The 16,666-nt window shown below is 36.1% G+C and carries 11 protein-coding genes, 1 pseudogene and 1 riboswitch; of the genes and pseudogenes, 1 reads left to right on the forward strand and 11 read right to left on the reverse strand.

The window, feature by feature from the left end; translation table 11 throughout:
* The 7 genes and pseudogenes from HLX49_RS00630 to HLX49_RS00665 form a co-directional block, all read right to left on the reverse strand.
* Window positions 1–1,874 (reverse strand): carbamoyl-phosphate synthase large subunit (locus HLX49_RS00630; protein WP_483372439.1); only part of this gene is annotated, 1,874 nt, incomplete at its 3' end.
* Window positions 1,853–2,944: a carbamoyl phosphate synthase small subunit gene (locus HLX49_RS00635; protein WP_296360422.1), complete on the reverse strand. Its 1,092-nt coding sequence runs from the start codon at window positions 2,942–2,944 to the stop codon at window positions 1,853–1,855. The genes HLX49_RS00635 and HLX49_RS00630, both read right to left, overlap by 22 nt.
* A gap of 372 nt (window positions 2,945–3,316) precedes the next feature.
* On the reverse strand, window positions 3,317–4,273 hold the full coding sequence (locus HLX49_RS00640) for an alpha/beta hydrolase (RefSeq protein ID WP_483372438.1): 957 nt from the start codon (window positions 4,271–4,273) through the stop codon (window positions 3,317–3,319).
* 251 nt (window positions 4,274–4,524) lie between these two features.
* Window positions 4,525–6,720, reverse strand: coding sequence for a YhgE/Pip domain-containing protein (locus HLX49_RS00645; RefSeq protein WP_077702976.1), 2,196 nt, complete (start codon window positions 6,718–6,720; stop codon window positions 4,525–4,527).
* A gap of 331 nt (window positions 6,721–7,051) precedes the next feature.
* A pseudogene (locus HLX49_RS00655) lies at window positions 7,052–7,836 on the reverse strand (ABC transporter permease).
* A 511-nt stretch (window positions 7,837–8,347) separates the two neighbouring features.
* On the reverse strand, window positions 8,348–9,193 hold the full coding sequence (locus HLX49_RS00660) for an SAM hydrolase/SAM-dependent halogenase family protein (protein ID WP_077702971.1): 846 nt from the start codon (window positions 9,191–9,193) through the stop codon (window positions 8,348–8,350).
* A gap of 1,242 nt (window positions 9,194–10,435) precedes the next feature.
* A complete protein-coding gene (locus HLX49_RS00665; RefSeq protein ID WP_077702970.1) occupies window positions 10,436–10,936 on the reverse strand; it encodes a DNA-deoxyinosine glycosylase in 501 nt (166 codons plus the stop codon).
* A gap of 76 nt (window positions 10,937–11,012) precedes the next feature.
* Here HLX49_RS00665 and HLX49_RS00670 point away from each other — a divergent pair, with 76 nt between their 5' ends.
* Window positions 11,013–11,948 carry an NADP-dependent oxidoreductase gene (locus HLX49_RS00670; RefSeq protein WP_296360426.1) on the forward strand — a complete coding sequence of 312 codons (936 nt, stop codon included), beginning with the start codon at window positions 11,013–11,015 and terminating at the stop codon, window positions 11,946–11,948.
* 72 nt (window positions 11,949–12,020) lie between these two features.
* On the opposite strand, the gene HLX49_RS00675 is transcribed toward HLX49_RS00670, so the two are convergent.
* From HLX49_RS00675 to HLX49_RS00690, 4 genes are all read right to left on the reverse strand, one after another.
* Complete coding sequence (locus HLX49_RS00675) at window positions 12,021–12,416, reverse strand: hypothetical protein (protein ID WP_141130701.1); 396 nt, start codon at window positions 12,414–12,416, stop codon at window positions 12,021–12,023.
* Between the two features lie 256 nt (window positions 12,417–12,672).
* Window positions 12,673–14,103, reverse strand: a complete 1,431-nt coding sequence (locus HLX49_RS00680) for a DHA2 family efflux MFS transporter permease subunit (protein WP_101933653.1) — start codon at window positions 14,101–14,103, stop codon at window positions 12,673–12,675.
* A 242-nt stretch (window positions 14,104–14,345) separates the two neighbouring features.
* Complete coding sequence (locus HLX49_RS00685; RefSeq protein WP_077702966.1) at window positions 14,346–15,638, reverse strand: nucleobase:cation symporter-2 family protein; 1,293 nt, start codon at window positions 15,636–15,638, stop codon at window positions 14,346–14,348.
* Between the two features lies 1 nt (window position 15,639).
* Window positions 15,640–16,221, reverse strand: a complete 582-nt coding sequence (locus HLX49_RS00690) for a xanthine phosphoribosyltransferase (RefSeq protein WP_077702965.1) — start codon at window positions 16,219–16,221, stop codon at window positions 15,640–15,642.
* A gap of 287 nt (window positions 16,222–16,508) precedes the next feature.
* A riboswitch (purine riboswitch) is annotated at window positions 16,509–16,610 on the reverse strand.
* Window positions 16,611–16,666: the final 56 nt, after the last annotated feature.

A 16,666-nucleotide genomic window follows, 5' to 3' on the forward strand; every position in this document is an offset into this window, starting at 1 on the left:
TGCAAAATATCTTCAAGTACTAAAGGTTCAAAATAGAGTTTATCCGCAACAGTGTAATCCGTACTTACCGTTTCTGGATTATTATTGATGACAATGGCTTCGTACCCAAGTTGCTTCACTGCTACAGCAGCATGAACAGAACAATAATCGAACTCAACTCCTTGCCCTATCCGAATTGGTCCTGATCCTACAATTACTATTTTTTTCTTCTTCCCTTGACTTACTTGCACTTCATCTTTTCCGTGCCAAGTAGAATAATAATAAGGGGACGTAGCAGTGAATTCTCCTGCACAAGTATCTACTAATTTATAAGCAGGCTGTATACGTAACTGTTTATATTTATTTCTTAGTTCATATGGCTTTACACCAATTAAGTTAGCAATCTGGTGATCACTTATATTGAATCGCTTTGCTTGCAATAATAAATCTTTTGGAATCTCGTCCAAACGATAGGTTGTTAATTCTTTTTCTAAAGCTACTATTCGTTTTATTTTATTTAAAAACCAAAGATCTATTTGAGTTAGCTCATGGAGATCATCAATAGGCCAGTTGCGATGTATTGCTTCAGCAATTGCAAATAAACGCAAATCATTCGCCTCTGTAATTTGTTGATGCAAAACCTCATCTGCTACATGGATTAATTTAGGTAAAAACAAGCTATATATACCCATTTCCAATGAACGGACCGCTTTATTTAGGGCTCCTTCGAACGTGCGGTCAATAGCCATAACTTCACCAGTCGCTTTCATTTGCGTCCCCAGTGTGTGGTCTGCTTCGGTAAATTTATCAAAAGGAAAGCGTGGTAATTTAACAACGACATAATCTAACGCAGGTTCAAATGCCGCTGAAGTTGTACCCGTAACCGGATTAATAATTTCGTCTAAATGATATCCGATGGCACATTTCGTAGCTACACATGCTATTGGATAACCTGTTGCTTTAGAGGCGAGTGCCGACGATCTACTTACCCTTGGATTCACTTCAATAATGCAATAGGTATTCGATTTAGGATCTAAAGCAAATTGAATATTACAGCCTCCTACTACATCAAGAGCACGGATTACTTTTAAAGAAGCGGAACGTAACATCTGATACTGCTGATCGGTTAACGTTTGCGAAGGAGCAACTACCATCGAATCGCCTGTATGCACACCAACAGGATCTAAATTCTCCATATTACAAACAATGACACATGTATCGTTTACGTCGCGCACCACTTCATATTCAATTTCTTTCCACCCTTTAATGCTTTTCTCGACAAGGACTTGATGAATGGGGCTAAGCGCAAGAGCCGTGTGTAATTTTTCTACAAGTTCTGTTTCATTATTGGCAAAGCCTCCACCTTCTCCACCAAGCGTATAAGCAGGCCTTAATATAACAGGAAAATCAATTTCTTCAGTAAAAAGAATTCCTTCCTTTACATTTTTTACTACTTTTGACTGGGAAACGGGCTCATTTATATCAAACATTAACTGACGAAATGCCTCTCTGCTTTCCCCTTTTTGAATCGATGCTACACTCGTTCCAAGCACTTTTACATTGTATCTATCCAGAATACCTTGATCATACAACGCAATCGTTACATTTAACCCCGTTTGTCCTCCAAGCGTGCCAATGAACCCATCTGGGTTTTCCTTCGCTATAATTTTCTCCACATTTTTTACCGTAATGTCTTCCATATAAACACGATCCGCAATTTCTTTATCTGTCATCATCGTTGCTGGGTTATTATTTACTAAAATAACTATTATTCCTTCTTCTTGTAGTGCTAAGCACGCTTGTGTACCAGCATAATCAAATTCAGCAGCTTGACCGATGACAATTGGACCAGAACCTACTACGAGCACTTTTCTTAAACTTTTTCCCATAAGTATTCTTCCTTTAACTGTTTGACCTGTTGAACAAAATCAGTCAAAATGTATGTCGTATCCCTTGGACCTGGATGAGCTTCTGGATGAAATTGCACCGTCGTAATTGGCAATTGCTTATGTTTCATCCCTTCGACAGAATTGTCATGAACATGTTGGAAAGTAAGTTGAAAAACAGATTCGTTCACACTTTCTCTATTTACTACATATCCATGATTTTGCGCAGTTATATTTATTTTTCCTGTTTGTAAATCTTTTACTGGATGATTTGCTCCCCTATGTCCAAATGGCAATTTTTCTGTTTTCGCACCATATGCTAAGGCAATAAGTTGGTGCCCTAAACAAATTCCCAGTGTTGGAAAGGATTCAGCAACTGCTCTAATTTTCGGAAAATAAATTTGTAGCTCACTAGGATTTCCTGGACCATTACTAATCAAAATGCCGTCTGGGTTTAGTGCTTTAATTGCTTCAATATCATAATAATAAGGTACAATTGTTACTTTACATCCTTCATTCACAAGGAAATGTACCATCGATTTTTTATAACCAAAATCAACGATGACAATATGACAACTACCTGCACCTGTTTGCACCATAGATGTTACAGCTACTTGTTGAACGAGCTTTTTTGCATCCGACAAAATAAATTCATGTTTATAGTCTGGAAAAGGTTTCTCTAACACCAGCTTCCCTTTTATCGTTCCATGTTTCCTAATAGCAACAACTAGTGATCTCGTATCCACATTTTTTAATCCTGAAATACGATGTTTCTTTAATATCTCCGTTACAGTTGCCTGCGATTGAAAATGGTTTGGTTCTTCACAAAGGTCATTCATAATAACACCTGCTACTTGGAGATGATTGCTTTCTGAATCTTCCTGATTTATTCCATAAGTCCCAATTATAGGGTAGGTTAGTGTAATAATTTGCCCAGCATAGGATGGGTCTGTCAACATTTCCTGATAACCTGTCATACTCGTATTAAACACGACCTCACCTACACACTCTCCTCTATACCCTATCCATTCTCCAGAAAATACCTCCCCAGTTTCTAAAACGAGCTGTCCCTTTGTCATGTTATTCATTCACCTCTTAGATTGAATTCTAATTATTCCATATTATAGAGGTACTACTTTGTTAATTCAAGTATATTTATAAAATTTTATTTATATTTATACAAAAAAGGTTACCGTTATCCTTAATATAGAACATGGCCTTTTAGAAAAACTTTGCTTTTCGGCAAATATTATGGCGAAACTTGTGGTTATTCTTATACTAAACCTTAAAATTTCACCCCAGATATAAGGGTGCTGTAGTCTTCCACTTTAAAAATTCAAAAATGGAAGCTGACCAAGTCTACTTGGGAGAGTACAGCACCTTCATCCATTTTTCGTACGAAACAACTCGCGTGGAATAAAAGCAGGTCCCTACCGTATTAAAGATTCACTTTATAAATTCCTATTGTGTAAAAACTCATGTAACTTTTCTATATAATCTTCTTTATGCGTAACAAAAGCTTCACCATGCCCTGCCCCATCGAATATAATCAATTCTTTATCACTATTTGTCTGCGCATATAACGCTTCACTCATACGAGTAGGTACAAATGTATCTGCACTCCCATGAATAAACAAAATAGGTATGTCTGTTTTTTTCACTTGTTCTACTGCGGAAGCTTCTTTTAAACCATACCCAGCACGTACTTTCGTCACCGCACTTGTACTAGGTAACAGCGGAAATGAAGGTAAATGGAACATTCGATCCATTTGGTAAGCAAACATGTCATACACACTCGTATAAGGACTATCTGCTACAATTGCTTTTACATTATTAGGGAGTTTCTCACCGCTTGCCATTAATACAGTCGCAGCCCCCATAGAAACCCCGTGTAACACAATTTCGGCATCTTCTCCTTGTTCTTCAATTACTCTATGAATCCAATCTACGTAATCCAGGCGATCATGCCAGCCGAACCCAATATAATCTCCTTCACTTTCACCATGACCTCTTAAATCCGCTGTAAACATATTATAACCAAGTTCTTCACAGTAGTGTTGACCAAACATCCCCATGTCTAAGCCACGTCCTAAATAGCCATGTGCGAAAATAACTGTTTTATTTGTTTCTTTCTTTGCAGGTAAATAATAGCCTTGTAGTTTTAGCCCGTCATAAGATGTCATATTCCACGTTTCAAAGTTCTGTTCACGGACCCAATCTCGCCAATCTCCTTCAAGCATTTCGTCTAACGCTTGCGCAGAAACTTCAAGATCTTCATTTCCTTGCAAAAAATCCTTTTGATTACGTGCAATTGCTAAATGATAAAAATAGAAGCTAGCGATTATATCAATAATAAATAATAAAATAATGACACTAACACTTATATACAAAACTCTTTTTTTCCTCAACAGTCTTTTCCACCTTTCACATCTTTCTTATTAATTATATAGGGAAAAAGCCTTATATAAAACTAACACGCAGCTGGTACTTGTTTACAAGTAATTATACGACGTGAAATGTTATTTAATGAAAAATACTTAGGGTAGAACTTCCTGAATATGAAGTCTCTAAACTATTCTTTTACACCTAATTGCCTCTAAACGAATAATTAAAAAGCCCCATTTGACACGTCTTTCGCATCAAATGGGGCTTCTTTGTTTTAGTGAAATAAACCAGATTCTTTGGATTTTTTCTTCAGTTTATTTGTATGCCGATTAATGATTGGTTTAAAGAACGCACCTAGTACTATAGCTGCAACCCCAAAAAAGCTGAGGTATAAAATATCCTTGCTCGCTCTCTCCCAAACAATACCGCCAACAGATTCTCGTAATAAGTCAATTGCGTAGGTAAACGGAAGAAATGGATTAATCATTTGGAAAAACTCTGGTAACAATACAACAGGATAGGTTCCTCCCGATCCAGCAATTTGCAGAACTAGAAATACAATTGCCATTGCTTTTCCGACATCACCAAACACGGAAACAACCGTATAAATAATAAGCATAAAAATAAAACTAATAAATATCCCAAACGTCATAAACCAATATGGCGCAGCCGCGTCGACTCCAAGTAAGAGTAAATCACCTGCTGTTACAATAATCGTTTGTAAAAAACCAATTCCCATAAATGTATATAACCGTCCGAAATACATTTGTCGTTCTGTATAATTAATTTGGTCGTGCACATCGGTGGCTAGTAAAGAAATGAGCAGTAACCCACCAACCCATATTGCCAAAGCTGTATAAAATGGTGTCATACCGGTACCATAATTCTCCATTGGGAACAGCTTATTCTGATTTAGCTGAACAGGTTCCGCAAAGAAACCTTTCTCAGCTTCTGGGTCATTTTGCAACAGTTTAATAATTTCATTAATGTCCGTGTCACCTTTAATGCTACGAATTCTGTCCGCTAGCTCATTAACCTTACTATTCACATATGGGAATTCACCTAAGGCTTGCTTAAGAACATCTTCTCCTTTCCCTAAATTACTCTCTGTACTACCAAGAATACGTTCTACTTCTGGTATTGTCTCTTGAATATCTACCAAGATCCCTCTGGCTTCTGAAAGCGTACTTTTTGCTCGACTAATTTCCTCCATCACTGTGGGTTCAATCGATGCTTTATATTCTTTAACAAAAGCATCAATATTTGTCGATGTATTTTCAGCCACTTGCTGCAAATCATTTACCATTTGATCTACATCTTTATCTTTCGCATCTATAAATTGAATAACTTCTTTATTTGTCTCTTTTATATTCGTTAAGGCTTCTTGTAATGTCGTCAGTCTTTTAATAACCTGATCAATTTGTTCACGATTCACGTTTGAGCTATTGCCTTGCTCACTTTCGTTGTTATCCGTTTGATCATTTTGTTGCTTCAATTGCTCTAACGAACTGATCACTGCCCCCACTCTATTAGCGCCATCGTCAAGCTGTTGGTTAATTTGATTAGCAAGTTCTTTTCCACCACTAAAATCAACATCCACTTTCTGTATATCTTGCAGAAAGTTGTTTGCTTTATTTGCAACGTCTTTCACTTTACGTAAATCCGTTTCAATTTGCGGAGCCATTTTATTTAATCGATCTTCTGCTTCTTTCAAAAAAGACGTCGTATTATCAATGGTTGTTAACCCATTATCGGTTACTTTTTGCGCATTAGGAATTAAGTTTTGTGCCTTGTTAACGATATCTTGTGCCTGGTTTGCGTCAGATAATGATTGGTTAAGCAAATCATTGATTTCCGGAAGCTTTTCTTCCATTTCAAATACGTAATTTTCAAAGCGTTTAATATCAGGTAAATCTTTCTCTAGTTCAATACCTAATTGGTTAAACATATCAAAGATTACACCATTGACCGTAGAAATAAATTGACTACTTATTTGCTCGACAATAACCGAGGCACCTTTTTCCGTAATTTTAGGTGCAATCGCATTGACTTTTTCATTCACATAGTATTCTACGTTTGCCTTTTCTGGATTGTCTTCCATAACGCTACCCAGTTGTTTTGAAAAATCCTTAGGAATAACAATAACAGCAAAATAATTGCCGTATTCCACTTCTTCCATTGCCGTCTTTCGATCTGTAAATCGCCAATCCATTGCTTTATTTTCTTGAAGCGTATCTACAAGATCTTTCCCAACGTCAATGCTTTCCCCTCTCACTGTCGCGCCCTCATCTTCATTCACTACTCCAACAGGGATCTGATCCGTTTGTCCATAAGGGTCCCAAGAAGCCTTAATATTAAACCATGCATAGAAAGAGGGTAAGAAAATAAGCCCACCAATGATAATGAGCGCTACCCAGTTCTTACTCAATTTTTTTATATCTGTCATAAATATTCTTAAGCTGTTTTTCATAGTTTCACGCAACCTTCTAACCAAAAATGAATGACTGTTCATTTTTTAGTGATAAAAAACGAATATAATGGATGATTATAACAACGTTAATAGAACAATACCAGCCATAAGTAGAAATTAATTAATTCTTAATACTCTAATAAAATAATTATAGTGGTATTCCACAGTGGACTATTACCAAAAAACACTCCACCCAAACTACAAAATGTAAGTTTTTCTTAAAACAAGCTTGGTTAGATACTATTCTCCCAAAATTGAATAAGTATTTCCTATCCCCTAATGGAATAAGAATAAACCCTCTTGCAGCAATTATACACTATTGCAAAAGGATCTATTCAACCACTGCACGAATTATATATGTCGTTAAATGTATGCCAACACCAATCATAACAATTCCCATTAGTAACAGAATACTCATCGGGTAGAAAAGTTCTTCCAACGAATAACCATAGTTGACAACCCCATGTAAAATTTCCATTCCATAAGTTATTGGATTTATTTTTGATATAGCAATTAGAAAGTTGGATTCTACAATTTCGATCGGCCAATAGGCACCACCAACCATAGCCATACAAACTGCTAGAATGGTAATAAATGCATTAAATTGTTGGAATTTTTCACTATTGCTGTTAACAAAATACTTAATGCAACAATAGTAAAAACATAGGGAATTAAAAATAATAATGTTTCCGGAAACTTTCCATTAAAGTCAACACCAAAAACAAAATAGAAAAACGAGAATATAATCAATATTTGCAAGTACCCTATACAAAAGCTGTAAATCATATTTCCAGCGTACATTTTCCATTTCTTAACTGGAGATAAAATAAGCCGATCCCAAACTCCTTCCTGCTTTTCAATAAGAATTGGTAATACATTATAAGCAACCGTATAAATAACGAAAAACAAACTAAAGCCAAATAAAAACTGATAAATTGGATCGTACATCATCTCCTGACCAGTAGTAAAATTGCTTGTAGTAACAGAGAAAACGGGATTTTTTAAAGCTTCGTCAATTTCCTTTTGCAACGCAGCATTCTCCGTTTGTTTTAAATCACCTATATGATCTATTATTTTTTGCCGTTGTCCATATTCTGTATAAGCTTGACGCATCATATTGTCCACGGACGTAACGATAGCCTTTTAATGAATATCCTTGTAACCTAAAAGTAGCATCGACAACGAGAAAATAAAGATAAGTGATGATATAAAATTGCTCAGTCCCTACTGTCCACATGTGTAGAATCGCAATAACAGACAAGACAACATAGAAATAGATATGATGCTTCTGTAACGTTAATAAGCAAAAAAAGGCAAAAGAAACTGCAAATAAACTAATGCTAAACGGTATATAATTACTATCAAACAAAATAAGCATAAGCCATAAACAACTAAACAAGCTAATCCTTCCAAAAAATAACCCCACAGCTTCACTCCCCCCTCCTACTACATGCACTTGGCACCAAGTAAAAAAAACAAAATTTAAGTGTTTGACTTTCCAAATTCCTTTTACCACAAACCCGATACTTTCAAATAAAAACGTCTACAATCATGATAAATCAACTCAGGTAAGCGGTGATTATTCCCTATAGTGTAACAGAAAAGCCAAGTTTAGAAACCATTCCATTCACTCGTCAACTTTCTGAATAAACACTCCCCAGCTTGTACCCGTTCCTATATGATACGCTTTAGCGAAAGAACCTTGATTCAGCGCAATAGCTGCTTTATCTAATGAATTAATGTATAGTAAAGGCTCTCCTAAATGCGTTTCAGCAAATGAACGCACAAATAACAACTTATTTTTGTATACATCTTTTTGATGATGGGAAATCGTAACATACAACCTATCACCATATTGATGGTCAGCTTCAACTAATAAACGACGATTTATGTTTGTCCACACATTTCCAAATCGCACATCAAGTATGTCGATACATCCACGAATGATTCCTTTATTAATTGCAGCGTTTTCTTCTTTTAAACAAGTAATTCGGTCTTCATCCCTCTTCGGTCCGACCTCTTCATAACGAATAACTCCAGTAGAAAGTCTTGCAGCTGTATATGCGTAAATATCCCTTCCATGAAAAGTGTGTGACTCTCCGGATCGCGGCAATCGGTTTATTTTTTCATCAATGATTCGAACTTCTTTTATACCAATATGGCCTTTCACATGCGTCAATGTTCCATTATCTGGTGTTACAATATACTGATTTCTATTTGTTTTAACAACAACACTTAGTCGATCCGTTCCTACCCCAGGGTCGACAACAGAAACAAACACCGTTTCTTCTGGCCAATAGGACATCGTTTGATACAAACGGTAAGATGCTTCCCAAATATTATATGGAGAAATATCATGTGTTAAATCAAAAAGTTGAATGGATGGATCCACCGATTTAGCAACACCATACATGGCACTTACCGCCCCATCACTTAAACCAAAGTCTGTTTGTAGTACAACATGTTTTAACATTTCTATTCCTCCAATATTTTATCATAAGGATATCCCTTTACTTATCCTACTAGAGTATACAGTTGTTACACTTTTTTCATTTAACTTATGTCTTTAAGTACCGTTTCATGTGTTTAGAAAATCTTCATTTATCATTCAGTCATTATGGCGAAAGCGTTGCCACCTATAATTTTACTTTCCTATGTACAAAAAACACGCTCCCATCTTCATCTCTGGATAAGGACGTGATTATATTTACGTCATACCGCCTAATTGTACAGCAGCTACCATATACAGCTCTCTAAATACGCTTACCCAAAAGCGCGACCACATTCTTACATCAAGTATAGTTTGTAGTTGATACTTAGGTTACTCAACAAAAACTGTCTAAGTCTACAAATTATTAAAAACGATGCTTAAAGAGGTCTTTGTATACCTACTGAACCAGTCTTGTCGCCAAATCTCTATGATAAAAGTGGCTTATACAATAATCCATAAAGTTTATAGCATAAACATAACCTGTCCATATTTCAATTTGTCAAAGCTTGTATTCATGCTAACAATAGCCTATTTACCCAGGGAATTACCTATTTTCTACTTAACTAATTTGAAAAGGAACAAACCTAGGTTTATAACCTAAGAGAAAACAAATTTAGCATAGGGAATATTGCTTAATTAATTGAAAAATGAGAATTTTATACCATTTCCTAATAATTCCCACAAATCAATGCCGTATTATAGTATAATGAGGGGGACAGGTTATGCAGAGGGCGAAAGAAGTGAAGAAGATTTCTTCATGCTTGGCGACTGGTAATCCCTTAGAGAAAGGGGCTGAATGAATTGATACCAATTGACAAGACGATAGAACTGATGTTTTCGTTCGCAACGCTTGTATTGTTAATTGTAAATAGCCGCGAAAGCAAATAAAGCCACTCTGCCGATGGAGTTAGCAAAGGATAATGATGACGCCACTAATGACATGATGTGCCATGCTATCCTATAGCGAAGTCGCCATAAGGATAACCCGTCGCAGGAGTCGTAAGTTGCCGCTTACGACTCCTTTGCTGCCCCTCTTTCTACTGAAAAACCACTTTAGTGCTTCTCTCTAAACCTAGTATACCATTTCATTAAAACAATCCATCTTATACTATTAGTTAACAGTTACACTTATTCATACTATACTCTAAACTAATTATTTCTTCCTACTATATTCAGTATACCCTATTTCCTGACTGCTAATCGACAAAAAGCATAAGCTATTCGTCAAATATATTTCAAAATCACCTTCCACGCTTCCACCTTATCTACAAAACGCTTTGTATATTTTCCTGGAATTGGGCTCGTTGAAGGTAGCTTAACCACATCTACTTGAGCTAAATGCTCTTGCTTAAAATACTTATTTAACAGTTGATAGGATTTCCCTCCATTACAAGCTATTAATTTGATGGAAGGATACTTATGTAATAAAGAAGGAATATCATTAGGGGTTTCATCTTTAATATTTGCATCTAAACTGCCTGCTCGATAACAAGTCCCTACCGTATCCCAAAGTGCTAAGCAATGTTTTTTACAAACCTGCAACTTTTGAGTATAATCGATTACCTTAGGTTCTTGAAGGATAGTGAGCAGGATATCCCAAAACTGATTTCTTGGGTTCCCGTAATACTCTTGCCGTTGAAGTGATTGTTTTCCTGGCATGGAACCAAGGATAAGCACTTTAGGATCTTTAGGTAAAACAGGTTGAAAAGATGATAGTTTTTCCATCTTACTACCTCCTTATGCATAATCTGAACAGAACCCTGAGATTATAATACTAACATCTTTAGAAAGTAGGGAAAACATGAAGGCTATTGTTATAAACCAATATGGTCATGCAAATCAACTTGAAGAACGCGATGTTCCTAAGCCACAAATAAAGGATAACCAAGTTCTTGTAGAGATGCACGCTACAAGTATTAACCCAATAGATTGGAAAGTTCGTGAAGGATATTTAAAGGAGATGCTCCCACTTGAATTTCCTATTATCCTTGGATGGGATGCTGCTGGTATCGTTCAAGAAGTTGGCTCAAGCGTAACCAAATTTAAAACTGGTGACCGTGTATTTGCCCGTCCAGCAACAAGCGCACAGGGAACTTATGCAGAATACACCGCGATAGACGAAGATAAAGTAGCTCTTCTTCCAGATAGTATTACATTCAATGAAGCAGCAGCTGTACCTTTAGCCGGTTTAACTGCTTGGCAATGTCTTTTTGACTTTGGTCAAGTCAAAGCTAAAGACAAAGTATTCATTCACGCTGGATCTGGAGGAGTCGGAACATACGCCATTCAATTTGCAAAACATTTTGGGGCGTATGTAGCTACTACAGCAAGTGAGAAAAATCAGGAACTTGTTGAATCTTTAGGAGCAGACCGGTTTATTAATTATAAAGAAGAAGACTTCTCTGAAATAATTAAAGACTACGACCTAGTTATCGATACAATTGGTGGAGAAGTTCAAGAAAAGAGCATGCATGTGTTAAAAGAAGGTGGAAAATTAGTTTCCATTGTGCAACCACCAAATGAAGACTTAGCGAAAGAATTAGGAATTACAGCTGGATTTTTATGGTTACAAGAAAATGGAAAGCAACTCGAGGAAATAGCAAAGTTAATGGAAAACGGTCATGTCAAATCCATTATTGGACATAACTTCCCGCTAACGCAAGAAGGAATACAACAAGCTCACCAGCTTAGTGAAACGCATCATGCTAAAGGAAAAATCATTATAAACACCAAATAAATATTGTTGCTGCGATCATGAATAACGTGACCGCAGCATCTTTTTTTCATATCTAATACACTGTACATGATTTTAAAAGTTTTCCTTGTTTCTATCGTTACGAAAATACTTTCTAGTTCTTATTTTATTTATCAAAGCATAAAAGTAAGAAGACAATTTTTTTCCTACGCTATCTTTTAAAAATAAACCTAATGTAAACAATAAATAGAGGTGGAGCAATACAATAATAAAAGCTATTAAATTAGCATCCAATACTTGTTCAAAAATATACATGAACCCACTCATTTTGGTTGGTTTTCCAATAATAAATAGAAAAGCCACTAACGGCGAAGCAATAGCTAAAATAATAGATGCATAAGCAAAAGGAATCCATTGATCACGGCAATTATAAATAATTGCAAGCAAAAACGTAACAGCAATAAAAATAACATACATCAAGACTAACGCGGTAGAAAACAAATGCATCAAGTATCACCTCTTAAAGTATGTTCCCAACTTACTTACCACCCTTAAACATAAAAAAAGGGGGATAATATAAGAAAAAACTTGTACTAAAATAGCTATTCATATGGCATATCCAATATGATTCTACGTAGCTAGTTAATTCATTGCCTGCAATTACTTTAATAGTAAGTGGTTTCCACAAAACTACCATGGCAGCTTTTTAAACGATAAGCCGGAAAACTTTCATACTTTTTTCTATTCTATATAGCACAAACTGCACTTAAGCTTCCTGTTGCTTTAAAACCCTTTCTTTGGACGCCTTGTCTTTTACGAAGAAAGCTAGTATAAGACCAAGGAAGGATGTTGCTGTTGCAACATAAAACGCCATGTTCACCCCATGTATTTGTCCTGTAACAGTCGCTTCTTTACCAGTACCCAAAGCCGTCACAGTCATAATCGTAATTAACAAAGCTGTTCCAATTGAGGCGGCAACTTGTCGCATTGTATTCGTCATTGCTGAACCATGTGGAATTAAACGATAAGATAATTGATTTAACCCAGCTGTCGTAGAAGGCATCATAATCATGGAGATACCAAACATTCGAACCGCAAAGACGATGGTTAAATAAGTAAATGACGTATCTACAGATAGATTGGTATACAATAATGACGTAATCGTTAATAAGAACAGTCCTATCATTACTAAGTATCTAGCACCAAATCGGTCAAAAATTCGTCCATTAATCGGCGACATAATTCCCATTAGTAGTGCGCCTGGCAAAATCATCAAGCCAGATTCAAATGGCGTAAACCCTGCCATATTTTGCATATAAATTGGCAGAATGGTTTCTGCAGAGATTAAGCCAATAAATCCAATCATTCCAATGATCATCGTAATGGTAAATATTTTGTTTTTAAATACTCGAAATTCCAAAATTGGTTCCTTGAGTGTGAATTGACGAGTAATAAATAGCGCTAAAGTAATTAGCCCAATAGCTAACGACACAAGCACCAATTGATCGGTCCATCCATTATTACCAGCACTACTGAATCCGTAAAGTATTCCTCCAAAACCGAGGGTTGAGTATAATATAGATAAAATATCAACTTTTGGATAGGTACGTTTTGTTATATTCTTCATCACAAAGTACGCAATGATAACGTTCATAATAGCTAAAGGTAAAACGACATAAAAAATAGACCTCCAATCGAAATGCTCAACTAACCAACCAGAAATAGATGGTCCTAAAGCAGGGGCAAATCCAATTACAAGCCCAACCATTCCCATGGCAGTTCCTCTTTTTTCAATTGGAAACATAAATAAGAAGATGGTCATCATCAGTGGCATCATAACTCCAGCGCCAGCAGCTTGAATGACCCTTCCTGTCATTAATAGAAAAAAGCTTGGTGATATGGCGCAAATAAATGTACCAACAGAAAATGTTCCCATAGCTGTAATAAATAATTGTCTTGTAGTAAAGGTTTCAATTAAAAAAGCAGTAATAGGTATCATAATGCCGTTTACGAGCATAAAAATCGTCGTTACCCATTGGGCCGTATTTTCGGTTAAATGTAAATCTTGCATAATAGGAGGTATAGCTGTGGTGAGTAATGTCTGATTTAAAATGGCTAAAAAAGCTCCAGTAATCAGCACGATAACGATTGGTAATTTATTCATATTCTCTACTTCTTTTACGGATTGACGTACCATCCTATTTCCCCTTTCTTTTAAAACAACCAAATACGACTTATATAGAAAAGTATCTTTTATTCTAACATAAGTCTATTGGATAATAAATAAAGTGAAACTTCACGCAATAGAGTTATAGGAAAGGTGCTTAAACGAAGAGAAGTGGAACAGAGTGGAAATCAAAATACGTTATTTCCTCCCTTCACTTTTTTAGATTTTGAAGGGAGAATAAATACGGCTCGTCATATGTGGAATCTATCTCTTTATGCTTCTTGCTCACGCAAACTGATATGCTCATTGGTTTTTCTTTGTGGAAGCATATGGAATAAAATATTTAGCACAATAGCTGTAACACTTCCCGCCACAATGCCATTACTTGTTAATATTTGAATGCTCTCCGGAAATTTGGCAAACAATTCAGGTACAACAGTTACACCTAGCCCCATTCCTACAGAACATGCCACAATCATCGCATTTTCCGATGATTTCATAATGACAGGACCAAGCATTTTAATTCCTTGGGAAATTACCATACCAAACATGGCAATCATCGCACCACCTAATACAGGAGTTGGAATAATTGTCGTTAAAGCGGCAATTTTAGGAATGAAACCAAGCGTTATAAGCATGACACCAGTAATAAAAATAATGCTTTTCTTTTTCACACCAGTCATTTGCAACAAACCGACATTTTGAGAAAAAGCGGTGTATGGAAAGGCGTTAAAAAAGCCTCCCAATAAAATGGCTAATCCTTCCGCTCGGTAACCGTTTGCCAAGTCCTTCCCTTTGAGTTTTTGATCTGTTATATCCCCCAAAGCAAAATATACACCTGTGGATTCTACTAATGAAACGATCGCGACTAATATCATCGTTAAAATAGCAGACCATTCAAATGTTGGTGTGCCAAAATAAAAGGGGTGCGGTAAATGAAGATAGGAAGCTTCTCGAACAGCTTGAAAATCAACTAAACCCATCATACCAGCCGCTAATGTTCCAATAATTAAACCTACTAAAATAGCAATAGATTTCATAAATCCTTTAGCAAATCGATATAATATAATAATAAATAATAGCGTCCCAAAAGATAAACTTATGTTTACTAATGAGCCAAAGTCACTTGCTCCTTGCCCGCCCCCCATATTATTTATAGCTACAGGAATAAGCGTAATTCCAATAATCGTTACAACAGAACCTGTTACAACTGGAGGAAAGAATTTCACCAATTTACCAAATATCCCGCTTACAGCAATGACAAAAAGCCCAGATACAAGAATAGCTCCATATATAGCAGTCACTCCATAACTAGAGCCAATTGCTATCATTGGACCTACCGCAGTAAAAGTACAACCCAAAACGACAGGTAAGCCAATTCCAAAGAATCGATTTCTTAAAACCTGTAATATAGTCGCTACACCACACATTAAAATATCAATAGCAACAAGATACGTTAGTTGAGCTGACGTTAAGCCAAGTGCATCACCAACAATAAGTGGTACTAAAATAGCCCCTGCATACATTGCTAATAAATGTTGTAGCCCTAAAGCAGCATTCTTCATGTTAGTTTTCCTCCTCTAAAAAGGTGACATTTCCGTCTGATAAATGTGCTATTCTGGCAAGGGACTCCACTCGATAACCAGCGTTACGAATGGATTTTCCACCGTCTTGAAAACTTTTTTCAATTACAATACCTATCCCAGCAATCGTTGCTTTAGCTTGCTTTAAAATATCAATTAAACCAAATACCGCTTGTCCATTTGCTAAGAAATCATCAATAATTAGAACTGTATCGTCCTGAGTTATAAACGATTGCGAAATTGAAATTTCATTTGTTTCCTGCTTCGTGAAAGAATGGACTTGCGCAGAATAAAGGTGCTCCGTTAATGTTAGGGATTTACGTTTTCTTGCAAACACAACAGGCACCTTTAAAACTAAGCCCGCCATCACGGCAGGAGCAATTCCTGAAGATTCCAAAGTCAATATTTTCGTTATACCAGCATCTGCAAATCGATCTGCAAATTCTTTTCCAATCTCTTCCATTAAGGATGGGTCAATTTGATGATTTAAAAAAGCATCCACCTTTAAAACCGTATTGGATAATACTTTTCCTTTTGCTAAAATGATCTGTTTTAAACGCTCCATGATGTTAAACTTCCTTTCCATGTCAATATGCATACAAGATTCTCATTTTTAAAAGGTGGACTTCAATGAAGCTTTTATGCAGTTAAATAAGTCCAATTAGGAAAGGGATGGCTATACGGTAAACCTGCATATTTTCTTATTATGCAAAAAACTCGAAAATTCGCTTCCGTCAACCTAACTATGAACGGAAACTGATTTTCGAGTTAAAAGAGAAACGATCGTATTTTGCATAAGAAGACTTCACGTGATGGCGAAATGCGAACACTTTTCTTACAGTGTAAAATACAATCTATATCAGTTATTTTCATAGTCGGTTCATTTACGGTAAACCGGTAGAAACTCGCAAGCCTTATCCCTGCTATTATATGAAAATCGTATTTATTTGAATGTAATTAGTATAGCACGTCACCTTAAATAAACAACCCGCAAATAAATAAAACTAACA

Origin of the sequence: Virgibacillus sp. (genome assembly GCF_013393565.1) — a bacterium.
GTDB classification, from domain to species: domain Bacteria; phylum Bacillota; class Bacilli; order Bacillales; family Amphibacillaceae; genus Virgibacillus; species Virgibacillus dokdonensis.

Excerpts from the sequence above, each read along its gene's own strand:
- HLX49_RS00685 (WP_077702966.1), bottom strand. The coding sequence starts at position 15,638 with ATGAAGAATGCTGCTTTAGGGCTACAACATTTATTAGCAATGTATGCA.
- HLX49_RS00660 (WP_077702971.1), bottom strand. The coding sequence starts at position 9,193 with ATGTTAAAACATGTTGTACTACAAACAGACTTTGGTTTAAGTGATGGG.
- HLX49_RS00665 (WP_077702970.1), bottom strand. The coding sequence starts at position 10,936 with ATGGAAAAACTATCATCTTTTCAACCTGTTTTACCTAAAGATCCTAAA.
- HLX49_RS00635 (WP_296360422.1), bottom strand. The coding sequence starts at position 2,944 with ATGACAAAGGGACAGCTCGTTTTAGAAACTGGGGAGGTATTTTCTGGA.
- HLX49_RS00645 (WP_077702976.1), bottom strand. The coding sequence starts at position 6,720 with ATGAAAAACAGCTTAAGAATATTTATGACAGATATAAAAAAATTGAGT.
- HLX49_RS00680 (WP_101933653.1), bottom strand. The coding sequence starts at position 14,103 with ATGGTACGTCAATCCGTAAAAGAAGTAGAGAATATGAATAAATTACCA.
- HLX49_RS00670 (WP_296360426.1), top strand. The coding sequence starts at position 11,013 with ATGAAGGCTATTGTTATAAACCAATATGGTCATGCAAATCAACTTGAA.
- HLX49_RS00690 (WP_077702965.1), bottom strand. The coding sequence starts at position 16,221 with ATGGAGCGTTTAAAACAGATCATTTTAGCAAAAGGAAAAGTATTATCC.